Consider the following 13917-nt stretch of genomic DNA (forward strand, 5'->3'; position numbering starts at 1 on the left):
CGGGTCACCTGGGACTCCCCGCGCGGAGGCCGGAAAGGACCCCCTCCATGGGCCGAACTCCCGCTCCCCGTACGGCCGTCGTCGGCGCCGGTCACCGCGCCCGCATCCTCGACACTGCCCGGGGCACCGGCAACTCCCTCACCGTCGCCCTTGCCCACCGCCTCAACCGTGGCCGCGCGCGACCCGCCCCGTGACTTCACGGACCGGCATCCTCCGTCGCGCCGCCGTGTGTCGTCAGGGCCGTGCGCGGACCACGCCCAGCGTCAGTTAGCCCTCGCCGGGGCCCGGCGGCCGGGTCCAGGGCCGGGTCCGGAAACTGTGGAGACGTCCGCGTTCGAGGGCGAACCGCGGCAGCCGGACGCCGAACTCGGCGGCCAGGGCCTCCAGGGCACGGCGCTCGCCCAGCCGCTCGGTGTGCGGGTCGTCCTGCGGGAAGAGACGGTCCGGGTCCAATGTGGCCGGCGCGGACCCCCGTCTGCTGACCGAGGTCCCCCGGACGGTGAACGCGTACCGCTCCTCGCCGTTCTCCGTGACGGACAGATGGAAGACACCGGGACGGTGGGTGCGGGCCGGCTCGCTCCTCACCGTCACCGCACGGGTGCCCCGGGAAGCGGCAACGCCCGGGGAGACGAACCGCCGCTCGTCGAAGCTCCCGCCCGGCCGCGGCTCGAAGGCGAAGCTCCAGCCGGGGCACGCCCGGCCGACGGCGGCCAGCGCCTCGTCCTCCCACGTCACGGTCCGGTTGCGGGGGAAACGCGTGCGCGCGTCCCACAAGGTCATCGGCGCGTTCAGCACGGCGTTGCCGGGGTCAACCGACACGGCCGGGCAGTTCGGCCGGCTCCACCGACTCCACGAGGACGAAGCGGTACGACACCAGGAAGTTGCCGGGATCGCCCTCCGCCAGCCACGCCGGACCCGGCGGGTCCAGGTCGGCCGCCGGAGCGGGCGCGTCGCCCCGCTGTCCGACCCGGGGCGTGGCCGGCGGTTCCCGGCCCCGCTCCGGGGTGATCAGGGGGCCGAGGGGCGGGTCGGCGCACAGGCCGACCGGCGCCAGGTGCTCGGGGCCGACCGGCCGCCACTCGGGCAGTGCGGCGCGCAGGGTGTGCCAAGCCGCGTCCCCGTCGCCCCAGCGCGCCGGCTCCCGCGCCTTCGCCCCGGCACGGCCGAAGGGGTCTTCGGCGGTGTAGCGGAAGGTGCCGTCACCCACCTGCCGCAGGATCTCTTCCGCCGTCTCGCGCATCCCGTCAAAGGCGCCCCCAGGTGGCGGGCCGACAACGGGCGGTCCCGGTGGTGCCGCACGGCCTCGTCCGCCGGCACGGCCAGAAACTCGGGCGCGTACAGCGGGTCGGCCGTGAGCCCGTGGAAATACACCATGTACGTCTCCCCGAGCAGCCGGCGGATCTGGTCGCGCAGCCCTGTCGCCCGGGGCCTGCCGTACGCGATCGCCTCCGCGAGGGGCGCCGAGGCCCGCTCGTACCTCCCGCGCAGCGCGTCCAGCCGCGCGGCTTCGACGGACGCGTCCAAGGCCCTCGTCGTCGCGTTGACGAACTCCGCCCCCGCACGCTCCGAGCGGCTCACCCGCAGGCTGTGGAACTCGCGGTACATCGCCTCCACGAACGCGCCGAACGACGCGTACCGTTGCGGAGGACTCGCGTGCCACGACGCGTAGCAGTACACCGCCCACTCACCGGCGTCGTCCACATCCCCCGGGTCCAGCAGCGCGTAGACCGCGTCCGACTCCACGTCCGGCTCCAGCGCCCGCTCCCACATCCCGGCGAGCAACACGTCCTCGGGCGTGGGGTCGTCGTCCAGATCCCCGGGAAAGTACTCGGCCAGGCCCGCCGCGTCCTCGTGTCGGCGCACCGCGTCGGTACCGGCGAGCAGCCAGACGAAGCCGCCCGCGTGCCGCCGGCCGTCGCTCACCGCCAGAAACGTCCGGTACGAGGGCGGCAGCCGGTGCCCGAGCCGCTCCTCCAGGGCGCGGACGCGCTCCTCGGACGCGGGCGGGAAGCCCAGCCAGCGCGTACGCAGAGGCTCCTCGTCGCGCACGTGTCGCTCGCCCGCCGGGGCTCCGGGGTCCTGTGCGTCTGCCCGTTCCTGGCTCCAGCGCACCAGGAAGGACCGCCAGTCGTCCATGGGGTCTGTCATGTCGGCGATCCTGCCAGCCGCCACTGACAACGCCCCCGCCGTGTCAGGCAGTTCGGGTCCGCGGGGCAGGCCGGGGGCCTGGAGCGCCGGACGACCGGGTCCGGCGTGAGCGGGTGCCTCGGGCGCGACGGACGTCAGCCGCCGATGATCAGGGTGAGCCCGTAGACGGCGACCGCCAGGCACGCGCCGAAGCACAGCACCGCTGCCGCGGTGGCCGTCCGGTGGGTGCCGCACGCGCGTCCTGCGCCGTCGCCACCGCCGTCGCCACGGGGCCAGGCGGCGATACCGAGGGAGAACAGCACGACCGTGAGCAGCGTGATCCCGAGGCTCACACCGCACACGCCGGCGAGGGTGGCCCACTGGATGTCCATCGCCACTCCTCCTTTCGCCGCCGGACGGGCCGGCCCGCTCTCACGCCGCTGGCTGCTCCACGCGCTGGGCCGGCCGGGCGGGCAGTTCGTTGACGTTGTCCGGGGTCACGGGGCGGTGGCGCGACAGGGCCCAGAAGCCGGCCGCCGCCGCGGCCGCGACGGCGGCCACCAGGGCCACACCCGCGGTGCCGTGGCCGGCGGTCCAGGCCGCCGCGCCGCCGACGGCCGCCGCCGCGGGCAGCGTGAGCAGCCAGGACAGCGCGATGCGCCCGGCCACGCCCCACCGCACCTGGGCCAGCCTGCGGCCCAGGCCCGCGCCCAGGATGCTGCCGGTGCACACCTGCGTGGTCGACAGGGGGAACCCCATGTGGGAGGAGGCGAGAATCACGGCCGTCGCGCTGGTCTCGGCCGCGAAGCCCTGCGGCGCCTCGATGTCGGTGAGCCCCTTGCCCATGGTGCGGATGATGCGCCACCCACCCGTGTACGTACCGAGGGCGATCGCCATCCCGGAGATGAGTACCACCCACCAGGGCGGCCCGGAGTCGTGGGCGAGCGCCCCGGTGGAGATGAGGGCCAGGGTGATGACACCCATGGTCTTCTGCGCGTCGTTGGTGCCGTGGGCCAGCGCCACCAGCGAGGCCGAACCGACCTGCCCCCGGCGGAATCCGCGCCGCGCCTGGTCGGGGGCCGTCCGGCGGGTGATGACGTACGCGAAGTAGGTCGCCAGCAGAGCCACGACACAGGCGACGAGCGGCGAGACGACGGCGGGGATCAGGATCTTCTCGACGATCGCTCCGAACTGCACCGCGGATGCGCCGGCGCCGACCCACACCGCGCCGATCAGCCCGCCGAACAGCGCGTGCGACGAACTCGACGGCAGCCCGGCGAGCCACGTCAGCAGGTTCCACAGGAGAGCGCCGACCAGCCCGGCGAAGATCATCACCAGGGACACCTTGGCGTCGTCCACGATGCCGCCGGAGATGGTTCTGGCGACCGCCGTGGACAGGAACGCGCCCGCCAGATTCAGCGCTCCCGCGACGGCGACGGCCACGCGCGGTCTCAGGGCCCCGGTGGCGATCGACGTCGCCATCGAGTTGGCCGTGTCGTGGAACCCGTTGGTGAAGTCGAAGGCCAGGGCCGTCACGACGACCACGACGAGGAGGAACGAGACGGTACCCACGGGGGGACCTCCGAAGACAGGACGCGGCCCCCACGTCCGCCGTGCCGTCCCCCGCCCGGACGCCTTCCACGCTAGGCGGCTCCTCCCGGGCCCGCGACCGGGGGCCCGGCTCATGTCGGCCCCGGCGCCCGCCCACGCGGCCGCCGACGACCGGTCGCCGGGCGCGGCCCCGCCGCCCTCCCGATCAGCGCGAGTTCGGCCGCCTTGAGCATGTCCTCGGCCGACATGCCCGCACGCCGATGGCTTCGATCACCGCGGGTCCGTCGCCGCCCTGCCCGATCTCCAGGGCAAGGCATCTCCACCACGTGGCACCGTGCTCGTCGGCTACGGCGCCCCGGAGGAACTGGCGCGGTTCACCTCACGCCCCGACCGGACCGTGCGCGTCCCCGGCCACCCCGACGAGGCGGGGCCGCCGGTGCTGGACGCGGTGGCCCACGGCGACCGGGCGCACATCCACGTGTCCCGCCGGTCCAACGCCGAGCCGGCCCGCGCCGCCTGGCGCGTTCGCCTCGGCCCGTACGTCCTGACCGTCGGCGGGATCGAGCCGCGCAAGGGCTCCCTCGACCTCATCGAGGCGTACGCCGTGCTGCGCGCCGCGCGTCCCGATGCGCGGCCGGTGATCGCGAGCGGCGAGAACCTCTTCGACTACCGCGAATACCGGGCGAGGTGGGAGGCGCGGGCCGCCGGACCCGGCATCGAGCCGGTCGTCCTCGGCGGCGTACCGGAGGCCGCTCTGCCGTCGCTCGTCGCCGCGTGATCTGCCCGTCCCGCATGAGGTCTTCGGGTCCGACGCCCGCTTCGCCGATACGCCGGAGGCCTTCGCCACCGCGCTCGGCCACGCCCTCACCTCGGACGGTACGCGCCGCCCTTGGCCGGAAGCCGGCCGCCCGCCCCATCTGGGCCGAGGCGGCCGCACGCCACCTGACGTTCCCCCGGTCGGTTACCGGCGGGTCACACCGTAGGGTCGGTTGACGAACGTCGATCTACGAAAGGGTTCACCACCATGGCGCAGGAAGTACGTGGCGTGATCGCCCCGGGCAAGAACGAGCCGGTGCGCGTCGAGACCATCGTCGTGCCGGATCCTGGGCCGGGAGAGGCCGTGGTGAAGATCCAGGCATGCGGGGTCTGCCACACCGACCTGCACTACAAGCAGGGCGGCATCAACGACGACTTCCCCTTCCTGCTGGGTCACGAGGCGGCCGGGATCGTGGAGTCGGTCGGCGACGGCGTCACGGACGTGGCTCCCGGCGACTTCGTCGTCCTCAACTGGCGTGCGGTGTGCGGGCAGTGCCGGGCCTGTCTGCGCGGGCGGCCCTGGTACTGCTTCAACACACACAACGCCAAGCAGAAGATGACGCTCAAGGACGGCACCGAACTGTCCCCGGCCCTGGGCATCGGCGCCTTCGCGGAGAAGACCCTGGTCGCCGCCGGGCAGTGCACCAAGGTCGACCCCGCGGTCTCCCCGGCGGTCGCCGGGCTGCTCGGCTGCGGGGTGATGGCGGGCATCGGCGCCGCCATCAACACCGGCAACGTCGGCCGCGGCGACTCCGTCGCCGTCATCGGCTGCGGTGGCGTCGGCAACGCGGCGATCGCCGGAGCCCGGCTGGCCGGCGCCGCGAAGATCATCGCCGTCGACATCGACGACCGGAAGCTCACCACCGCCTCGAAGCTCGGCGCGACCCACACCGTCAACTCCACCTCGACCGACCCCGTCGAGGCGATCCAGGGACTCACCGGCGGCTTCGGGGCCGACGTCGTCATCGACGCGGTCGGCCGCCCGGAGACGTACAAGCAGGCCTTCTACGCCCGCGACCTCGCCGGCACGGTCGTCCTCGTCGGCGTACCCACCCCCGAGATGAAGCTCGAACTGCCGCTCCTCGACGTCTTCGGACGCGGCGGCGCCCTCAAGTCGTCCTGGTACGGCGACTGCCTGCCCTCCCGCGACTTCCCGATGCTCATCGACCTGCACCTCCAGGGGCGACTTGACCTGGACGCGTTCGTGACCGAGACGATCGCCCTCGACGAGATCGAGCCCGCCTTCGAGCGGATGCACCAGGGTGACGTGCTGCGTTCGGTGGTGGTGCTGTGATGAGCGCCCGGATCGAGCACCTCGTCACCTCGGGCACGTTCTCGCTCGACGGCGGCACGTGGGACGTCGAGAACAACGTGTGGATCGTCGGCGACGACCACGAGGCGATCGTGATCGACGCCGCGCACGACGCCGACGCCATCGCCGAGGCGGTGGGCGACCGGCGGCTGCTGGCCATCGTGTGCACCCACGCCCACAACGACCACATCGACGCCGCGCCCGCCCTCGCCGAGCGCACCGGCGCCACGATCTGGCTCCACCCCGACGATCTGCAGCTGTGGAAGCAGACCCACCCCGACCGGCTCCCCGACGCCTGGCTGCAGGACGGACAGGTGATCGAGGCGGCCGGCGCGGACCTGACCGTCCTGCACACGCCCGGCCACGCCCCGGGCGCGGTCTGCCTCTACGACCCGGGCCTGGGCACCGTCTTCACCGGTGACACGCTCTTCCAGGGTGGCCCCGGAGCCACCGGGCGCTCCTTCTCCCACTTTCCGACGATCGTCGAGTCGATCCGCGAGCGCCTGCTCACCCTGCCGGCCGATACGGTCGTCCGCACCGGGCACGGGGACTCGACCACGATCGGTGCCGAGGCCCCGCATCTGGAGGAGTGGATCGCGCGCGGCCACTGAGCGGGACCACCGCGACACACCAGCGAATCACGACAGGAGATGTCCGGCTTGCGCGGGACTCTCGTGGGGACACACGGGCGAAGGCGGCCCGTGCACACCACGAGCACGGAGGTCGGACATGGCAGGGCCGTTGGACGGCAGGGTCGCGCTGGTCGCGGGCGCGACCCGCGGAGCGGGCCGAGGGATCGCGGTGGAACTCGGCGCGGCCGGCGCCACCGTCTACGTCACCGGACGCAGCACGCGCGAACGGCGCTCCGAGTACGACCGCCCCGAGACGATCGAGGACACGGCGGACCTGGTCACCGCGGCCGGAGGCGCCGGCATCGCGGTGCCCACCGACCATCTGGTCCCCGCCGGGGTCGAGGCCCTGGTCGCCCGCATCGCGCACGACCAGGGCCGCCTCGACCTCCTCGTCAACGACGTCTGGGGCGGCGAGAAACACTTCGAGTGGGACACCCCGCTCTGGGAATCCGACCTCGACCAGGGCCTCGGGCTGCTGCGCCGGGCCGTCGAGACGCACGCGATCACCAGCCACCACGCACTGCCCCTGCTGCTGCGCACCCCCGGCGGCCTCGTCGTCGAGATGACGGACGGCACCGCCGAGTACAACCGGGACACCTACCGCGTCTCCTTCTTCTACGACCTGGCCAAGGCCTCCGTCCTGCGCATGGCGTTCTCCCTCGGCCACGAACTCGGCCCGCACGGCGCCACCGCTCTCGCGCTCACCCCCGGCTGGCTGCGCTCGGAGATGATGCTCGACACCTTCGACGTCAGCGAGGAGAACTGGCGGGACGCCCTGGAGCGCGTCCCGCACTTCGCCATCTCCGAGACGCCCTTCTACGTCGGCCGTGCCGTGGCGGCGCTGGCCGCCGACCCGGAGGTCGCGCGCTGGAACGGCCGCTCGCTCTCCAGCGGGCGGCTCGCCCAGGAGTACGGCTTCACCGACCGCGACGGCAGCAGGCCGGACGCCTGGCGCTATCTCGTCGAGGTCCAGGACGCGGGCAGGCCGGCGGATGTGACGGGGTATCGCTGAGATCAGGTGTGCTGCACCGGCTGCAGGGGCCAGCGCGCGGAGTGGCCCGGGGGCAGCGCCAGATCGTCCCGTACGGCCGCGTAGTAGCCCTCGCGCCCGGCGCGCTGCCGCTCCAACAGGGCCTGCCACGCCTGCGGGTCACGCGTCCCCTCACGCAGGAACTGCTCCATCTCCATCACCCTGACCACCCACGCCCGGGCCCGCTCCACCACCTCGGGACTGCCCAGGAGGATCAGCGTCTCCCCGGACGGATCCCGCGCGAGGGTGGCCTCGGCCAGCAGCGGAGCGGCCTCGTCCGGGGACAAGGGGTGCGGGTGCGGGTCGTTGCCCAGATAGGACGCCACCCGGTAGGTCAGAGTGACGCTCTTCTTCAGCGCCCGCGCGTAGTCGGCGTACACCGCGAGCCGCCGTTCCTCCCACCGGGCCGTCCGCTCCCGGCGGAAGCGGGCCCGATCGCCTCGCACGATCGCCAGATACGAGCCGAGCGCACCGATGACCACGCCGATCAGTGCCGGAAGTTGTTGTATGAACGCGGACATGGGCGCACGGTATCTGTCATGAGGCGCTTTGAAGGATACGGAGTTCTGATCACGGGCGCGGCCCGCGGCATCGGCGCGGCCACCGCCCGCCGGCTGGCCGAGGAGGGCGCCCGGGTGCTCGTCACGGACGTCGACCCGGCCGAGGCGGAGAAGACGGCCGCCTCGATCCGTGAACTGGGGGCGCGGGCCGAGGAGTTGGTGTGTGACGTGGGGGACCGGGCGGCGGTGGAGGCGGCCGTCGCGTACGCCGTGGACTCCTTCGGCTCGCTCGACGTCCTGGTCAACAACGCGTACGGGTGCTCTCCCGACGCCCCGCTCTTCGAGGACGAGCCGGACGAGGTGTGGGCCCGTGACCTCGACCTCACCCTGACCGGCGCGTACCGCTGCAGCCGCGCGGCCCTCCCGCACCTGGTGGCCTCGGGCCGGGGCGCCATCGTCAACATCGGCTCGGTGAACGGCATCCAGGACTTCGGCAACCACGCCTACAGCGCGGCCAAGGCGGGTCTCATGTCCCTCACCCGCACCCTCGCGGGGCACGCGGCCCCCCGTGGTGTGCGGGTCAACCTGGTCGCGCCGGGCACGGTCCGCACCACGGCGTGGGAGGGCCGCGACGACGATCTCGCCCAGGCGTCGGGGGTCTATCCGCTGGGACGGGTCGGTGAGCCGGACGACATCGCGGCCGCCGTCGCCTTCCTCGCCTCCCGGGACGCGGCATGGATCACCGGGACCACGCTGTGCGTGGACGGCGGCCTCACCGCGGTCAACACGGGTTTCCGGAGCACGGTGCGGCAGTGAGGGCGGCCGACCGCAGGACGGAGAACACCCTCTCGGCGTCGGCCTCCGTCGTACGCCAGTTGCTGAAGGCGGCCCGCAGCCCATGGGTCCCCGCGTACACGGTCGGCGTCACGAAGGCCTCGCCCGAGGCCTCGACCGCCGCCGCCAGCGCGTGCACCCGCTCCCGCGTGGGCTCGTCGGCGAGGGTGAAGCAGACGACGTTGAGCCGGACGGGCGCCAGGAGCCGCAACTCCGGTACGTCCGAGATGCGTTCGCCCAGCAGTCGGGCGAGCGCGTTGTTCCGCTCGACGATCTCGCGATGCCCCTCGCGTCCGTACGCCATCAGCGAGAACCACGCCGGGAGCGCCCTCAGCCGGCGCGAGTTCTCCGGCGTGAGGTGCAGGAAGTCGGGGTCGCCGGCCGGCAGGCCCAGGTACGGGGACTCGTTGTGGAAGACCCGGACCTGGAGGTCCCGGCGGCGCGTGAACTGCACGGCCGCGTCGTAGGGGACGTTGAGCCACTTGTGCAGGTCGACACAGACGGAGTCGGCCGCGTCGAGCCCGTCGACGAGATGCGCGGACGACGGTGACAGGGCGGCGAAGCCGCCGAACGCCGCGTCCACGTGCAGCCAGAAGTCGTACCGCTCCTTGAGCGCGGCGATGGCCCGCAGATCGTCGAAGTCGACGGTGTTCACGGTTCCGGCGTTCGCCACGACGACCGCCGGGCGCCCGTCGAGCGCGTCGAGGTCGGCGGCCAGCCGCTCGACGTCGACGGCCTCGCGGTTCCCCGGCAGTACCGGCACCGTACGCAGCCGGTCCCGGCCGATGCCGAGCACGGACAGTGCCTTGGCGACGCTGGAGTGCGGGGAGCCGGACAGGACATCGACCGGTCCGAGCGCGGCGGCGCCCTCCCGCGACACGGACACGCCCAGCCGCTCGCCGAGCCACTCCCGCGCGATCGCCAGACCGACCGTGTTCGAGACGCTCGCGCCGGTCACGAACGCCCCGCTGTGCGCCTCGCCCAGTCCGAACAGCTCGCGCAGCCAGCCCACGGTCTCCCGCTCCAGCGCGCTCGCCGACGATCCGCCACCCCCGGACACGTTCTGGTCGTACGCGCCGGTCAGCCAGTCCCCGGTGAGCGAGGCGGGCGTCGCGCCGCCGGTGACGAAACCGAGGTAGCGGGGCCCCGCGGAACCGGAGAATCCGGGCGCCCAGCGCTCGGCGAAGCGGCTCAGCGCCCCCTGCGCGCCGTGCCCCTCGGCGGGCAGGGGCTCCGGGTCGGGCGCCTTGCCGGGGTGGGCGACGGGACGCCCGTCGAGTCCGTCCACCTCGTCGGCGGCGAAGTCACGGGCGGACTGCAGGAGCTCGGGAAGCCGGGAGAGATCGTCGGCGAGTGTGCGGTGCATGGCGGCAGCCTAGGTCGGGCGGCGCACCCGGAGCCTGGTCCAATTCGGGGTAACTGGACTGCTCCCAATGTCACCGTTTCGTCGCAGACCGGACAGCCGTACAACGCCTGCGCCCCGACGCGGGTCTAGCAGGCGGAGAACAAGGGAAACACCCGTAAACACGCGGACAGAAGGGCCTGACATGGGGGACATACGCAGACGGGGAGCCGTCGCTCTGGGCATCACCGGACTGGTCGCGCCGCTGACGCTCGCGCTGGGCACGGCGCCCGCGCAGGCCGCGAGCTGCACGACACAGACCGGCCCGTACCAGAAGCAGGTGGAGAAGTTCCTGGGCCGACCGGTCGACGGCCGGCAGTCCACCGCCGACTGCAAGGCGATCCAGGCCTTCCAGACCAAGCACGGCATCACCCCGAACGCGGGCTACGCCGGGTCCGTCACGTGGGGCGTGATGGACCTCATGAACAAGCAGAAGGCCGTCGGCAACAAGCCCAACAAGGACGGCAAGTGTCCCGTCAACAAGGGCCGCATCGCCTGCGTCAACCTGACGCTCCAGCTCAGCTGGATCCAGGACGGCAGCAGGCTCGTCTACGGTCCGGTGCCGGTCCGCACGGGACGCGACGGCTACGAGACCCGCACCGGCCTGAAGAAGATCTACTGGCGGGACATCGACCACGTCTCGAACATCTACAACGTGCCCATGCCCTACAGCCAGTTCTTCGACGGCGGTCAGGCCTTCCACTCGGTCGGCCTGAGCATGTGGAACCCGCCCGGCTCGCACGGCTGCGTCAACATGACCACGACCACGGCCAAGAAGTACTGGTCGCTGCTGAAGAACGGCGACGACGTCTTCGTGTACGGCCGCAAGCCGGGCACCTGACGGCACCCGGCCCCGCCCGGGGACCTCACGCCTCGGGCGCGTCCCCGAAGTCCGGGATCTCCAGCCTGACCCCGCCCTGCCGCGCGGACTCGTGCGCGACGATGCCCGGCAGGGTGTAACGGGCCGCGACCCACGCGTTCACCGACGGCAGCGTCCGGGTGTTCACCGCGGTCACGAAGTCGTCCACCAGGAAGTGGTGGCTGCCCTCGTGCCCGTTGTGCAGGTGGTCGAACTCCCGGGGGAGCCGCGCCCGGTCGTGCACGGGCGCCGACCCGGACGTGAACGCGGCCCGCAGCGCCGGCGCGATGTGCTGGAGCGAGGGATCGTCCGGCGCCAGCGTCGGCTTGGGCTCAAGCAGTTCCGTGATGTCCCGTACCCCCTTCTTGTCCTGCCAGAAGCTCACGGTCGCGAGCTGCTCCATGCTGGCGTCGGTCCCGAAGAACCGGAAACGGGACTCCCGGATGTGTGAGGGATAACCGACCCGCCGGAACTCGTTCGTACGGAACGAGCCGCCGCCCGCCACCTCGAACAGCGCGGTCGCGTTGGAGAAGTCATTGCCGAACTGGCTGACCTCCTTGTCGAACACCCCGTCCCCGCGCTCGTCGCGCACCCCGATCGCCGACACGCTCACCGCGTGCGTCCGCCAGGCGCCGAGCACCCCGCCCACCGAGTGCGTCGGGTACAGGAGCGGGGGATAGCTGGCGGTCGCCTTCCAGTTCTCGCCGCCGCTGTACTGGTACGCCTCGTAGAACCCGAGATCCATGTCGTGGACGTAGTCGCCCTCGGCGTAGAACAGCCGCCCGAAGGCGCCCTCGGCGATCTGGTTGCGGGCGTGCACCGTCGCCGGGTTGTACTGGCTGGTCTCGCCCATCATGTACGTCAGTCCGGTCGCCCGTACCGCGTCGATGATCGCGGCGATCTCGTCCCGGGTGATGGCCATCGGCACCGCGGAGTACACGTGCTTGCCCGCCCGGAGTCCCTGGAGCACCAGCGGCCCGTGGGTCCAGCGCTGGGTGAAGATCGCGACGGCGTCCACCGCCTTCGACTCCAGCATCGCCTCGTACGAGGGGAAGGTGCCCGACAGCCCTTCGGCGGCGGCCAGTTCGTCCGCCCGCTCGGGGAGCAGATCGGTGACGTGGACATCGCCGACGCCGGGGTGGGCGAGGAACAGCTTCGCGAACTGGCCGGAGAACTGGCCGGCGCCGACGATGCCGAGAGAGAACGTCATCTGAGCAACATCCTTCACTGGTGGAGACTTCACAGGTCGGGCTCGTCCTGGCCCCATTTACTTTTGATGCGGAACAATCAAGGCGTCAAGAGTCCTGTACACATCCTTTCCGGCGAACTTCCATGTCATAGACTGGCGCCGTTACTTCTGAGGCAAAATAAAATCTTGTGGGAGTCCTCATGACCACACGTGCCGAGGCCGGCTGGCTGCCGCTGAGTCAGGGTGAGCGTGCGGTGGCGATCGAGGTGCTCGTGCACGGGCCGCTGTCGCGCAGCGGGATCGCGCGCCGTCTGAACCTGTCGCCGGGCAGTCTCACCCGGCTGACCAAACCGCTGATCGAGTCCGGCCTGCTGATCGAGGCCGCCGAGTCGGGGGAGGGGGAGAGCGCGGAGGTACGGCAGGGGCGTCCCTCGCAGCCCCTGGACATCGTCGCCGAGTCCCGCTCCTTCATCGGATTCAAGATCACCGGGGAAATGGTCTACGGCGTCGTCACCACCCTGCGCAGCGACATCGTGGCGCGCCATGACCGCCCGCTGACCACCCACACCCCGGCCGAAGTCGCCGACCTGCTGGCGGAGATGACCGAGGAACTCACCCGGTCCTCTCCCGCACCGGCCGGCATCGGCATCGGAGTCGGCGGCCGTGTCGAGAGACGATCGGTCGTCGCCGAGTCGGCCTTCCTCGGCTGGACGGACGTCCCGCTGGCCGAACTCGTCGAACTGCGCACCGGGTTGCCGGTGGTCGTCGAGAACGACGTCGCCGCCCTCGTGGAGGCCGAGACCTGGTTCGGCGCCGGCCGCGGACTCGACCGCTTCGTGGTCCTCACCATCGGCGCCGGGATCGGCTACGGCCTCGTCCTCGGCGGCACCCGGGTCGCCTCCGTCGAGGACGGGCGGGGCGCGGGCCGCCGCTGGATCGTGAACCCGTACGGTCCCCTCACTCCCGATGGGGAACGTGGCAGCGCCATCTCCCTGTTGACCATCCCCAGCATCCGCTACCAGGTCAGGGCCGCCACCGGCGAGGACCTGACCTACGAGGAGATCCTCGCCCGTGCCGCGGCGGGTGACCCGCTGCCGGCCCGTGTCCTCGACGAGGCGGCCCGCGCGCTCGGCACCCTCGTCGCGCAGATCGCCAACTTCGCCATGCCGCAGAAGATCCTGCTCGCCGGAGAGGGCGTCGGACTCCTCGACGTGGCGGGCCCGGTCGTCGAGGAGACGATCCTCACACACCGCCATCCCCAGGCCGATCCGGTCAATCTGGAGACGAAGGTCTCCGACTTCCACGACTGGGCGCGCGGGGCCGCGGTGCTGGCCATTCAGGTGCTGGTGCTGGGGACGGGGGAGGGACGGTGAGCAGGTGCGGAGGGTGATCCCACGTCAGACAAGTGATCAGGTTCACGGTCCGTAATGTCGCAAGGTGCACCTTTACTCACATCGCCTTCACGCCAAGGCCCGTATGCTTCACACCATGTCCACCACTCCTGAAACCGACTCCGTGCGGTCCGCCGCCGATGTCAACGAGGAGATCCGGGCCCTCTGGTTCCGGGCTGGTGGGACGCTGAGCATGGAGGAGCGGCGGGAGTATCAGCGGCTCGTCCTGGAGTGGGCGCAAGCCGCCCCCCAGTCGCCCACACAGGCGGCGTGA

16 protein-coding genes are annotated in these 13917 nt (G+C 72.0%); 9 read left to right on the forward strand and 7 right to left on the reverse strand.

What is annotated here, in order from left to right:
- The first annotated feature begins 47 nt into the window (after positions 1 to 47).
- Positions 48 to 194 (forward strand): hypothetical protein, encoded by a 147-nt coding sequence (locus ACIQTP_RS35950; protein ID WP_403407883.1) that lies wholly within the window; start codon positions 48 to 50, stop codon positions 192 to 194.
- Between the two features lie 73 nt (positions 195 to 267).
- Here the strand turns inward: ACIQTP_RS35950 and ACIQTP_RS35955 are convergent, their stop codons facing one another.
- The 4 genes from ACIQTP_RS35955 to ACIQTP_RS35970 form a co-directional block, all read right to left on the reverse strand.
- Positions 268 to 819, reverse strand: a complete 552-nt coding sequence (locus ACIQTP_RS35955; protein ID WP_403407885.1) for a hypothetical protein — start codon at positions 817 to 819, stop codon at positions 268 to 270.
- A 189-nt stretch (positions 820 to 1008) separates the two neighbouring features.
- On the reverse strand, positions 1009 to 2148 hold the full coding sequence (locus ACIQTP_RS35960; protein ID WP_403407887.1) for an SMI1/KNR4 family protein: 1140 nt from the start codon (positions 2146 to 2148) through the stop codon (positions 1009 to 1011).
- A gap of 134 nt (positions 2149 to 2282) precedes the next feature.
- Positions 2283 to 2519, reverse strand: a complete 237-nt coding sequence (locus tag ACIQTP_RS35965) for a hypothetical protein (protein WP_403407889.1) — start codon at positions 2517 to 2519, stop codon at positions 2283 to 2285.
- Between the two features lie 40 nt (positions 2520 to 2559).
- Complete coding sequence (locus ACIQTP_RS35970; RefSeq protein WP_403407891.1) at positions 2560 to 3699, reverse strand: anion permease; 1140 nt, start codon at positions 3697 to 3699, stop codon at positions 2560 to 2562.
- Positions 3700 to 4012: 313 nt separating this feature from the next.
- On the opposite strand from ACIQTP_RS35970, the gene ACIQTP_RS35975 reads away from it, so the two are divergent.
- From ACIQTP_RS35975 to ACIQTP_RS35990, 4 genes are all read left to right on the forward strand, one after another.
- Positions 4013 to 4456 carry a hypothetical protein gene (locus ACIQTP_RS35975; RefSeq protein WP_403407893.1) on the forward strand — a complete coding sequence of 148 codons (444 nt, stop codon included), beginning with the start codon at positions 4013 to 4015 and terminating at the stop codon, positions 4454 to 4456.
- A gap of 246 nt (positions 4457 to 4702) precedes the next feature.
- Entirely contained in the window at positions 4703 to 5788 is a 1086-nt protein-coding gene (locus ACIQTP_RS35980) for an S-(hydroxymethyl)mycothiol dehydrogenase (RefSeq protein WP_403407895.1), read from the forward strand.
- Positions 5788 to 6417, forward strand: a complete 630-nt coding sequence (locus ACIQTP_RS35985; protein ID WP_403407896.1) for an MBL fold metallo-hydrolase — start codon at positions 5788 to 5790, stop codon at positions 6415 to 6417. Before ACIQTP_RS35980 ends, ACIQTP_RS35985 begins: the two co-directional genes overlap by 1 nt.
- Positions 6418 to 6535: 118 nt before the next feature.
- Entirely contained in the window at positions 6536 to 7450 is a 915-nt protein-coding gene (locus tag ACIQTP_RS35990; protein WP_403407898.1) for an SDR family oxidoreductase, read from the forward strand.
- A gap of 2 nt (positions 7451 to 7452) precedes the next feature.
- On the opposite strand, the gene ACIQTP_RS35995 is transcribed toward ACIQTP_RS35990, so the two are convergent.
- A complete protein-coding gene (locus ACIQTP_RS35995; RefSeq protein ID WP_403407900.1) occupies positions 7453 to 7989 on the reverse strand; it encodes a hypothetical protein in 537 nt (178 codons plus the stop codon).
- A gap of 18 nt (positions 7990 to 8007) precedes the next feature.
- Here ACIQTP_RS35995 and ACIQTP_RS36000 point away from each other — a divergent pair, with 18 nt between their 5' ends.
- Positions 8008 to 8784 carry an SDR family NAD(P)-dependent oxidoreductase gene (locus tag ACIQTP_RS36000; RefSeq protein WP_403407902.1) on the forward strand — a complete coding sequence of 259 codons (777 nt, stop codon included), beginning with the start codon at positions 8008 to 8010 and terminating at the stop codon, positions 8782 to 8784.
- Here the strand turns inward: ACIQTP_RS36000 and ACIQTP_RS36005 are convergent.
- On the reverse strand, positions 8750 to 10168 hold the full coding sequence (locus ACIQTP_RS36005; protein ID WP_403407904.1) for a pyridoxal phosphate-dependent decarboxylase family protein: 1419 nt from the start codon (positions 10166 to 10168) through the stop codon (positions 8750 to 8752). The two genes, ACIQTP_RS36000 and ACIQTP_RS36005, sit on opposite strands and share 35 nt — an antisense overlap.
- A gap of 181 nt (positions 10169 to 10349) precedes the next feature.
- Here ACIQTP_RS36005 and ACIQTP_RS36010 point away from each other — a divergent pair, with 181 nt between their 5' ends.
- Positions 10350 to 11045, forward strand: a complete 696-nt coding sequence (locus tag ACIQTP_RS36010) for a L,D-transpeptidase (protein ID WP_075028209.1) — start codon at positions 10350 to 10352, stop codon at positions 11043 to 11045.
- A 25-nt stretch (positions 11046 to 11070) separates the two neighbouring features.
- On the opposite strand, the gene ACIQTP_RS36015 is transcribed toward ACIQTP_RS36010, so the two are convergent.
- The gene (locus ACIQTP_RS36015; protein WP_266418182.1) at positions 11071 to 12273 is read right to left on the reverse strand and encodes a Gfo/Idh/MocA family protein; all 1203 of its coding nucleotides are present in this window, start codon (positions 12271 to 12273) and stop codon (positions 11071 to 11073) included.
- A gap of 179 nt (positions 12274 to 12452) precedes the next feature.
- On the opposite strand from ACIQTP_RS36015, the gene ACIQTP_RS36020 reads away from it, so the two are divergent.
- Both ACIQTP_RS36020 and ACIQTP_RS36025 read left to right on the forward strand, forming a co-directional pair.
- Entirely contained in the window at positions 12453 to 13625 is a 1173-nt protein-coding gene (locus ACIQTP_RS36020) for an ROK family protein (RefSeq protein ID WP_403407906.1), read from the forward strand.
- A gap of 103 nt (positions 13626 to 13728) precedes the next feature.
- The gene (locus tag ACIQTP_RS36025) at positions 13729 to 13917 is read left to right on the forward strand and encodes a hypothetical protein (RefSeq protein ID WP_402032936.1); all 189 of its coding nucleotides are present in this window, start codon (positions 13729 to 13731) and stop codon (positions 13915 to 13917) included.

This window comes from Streptomyces sp. NPDC090798, from assembly GCF_044768965.1.
GTDB lineage: Bacteria > Actinomycetota > Actinomycetes > Streptomycetales > Streptomycetaceae > Streptomyces.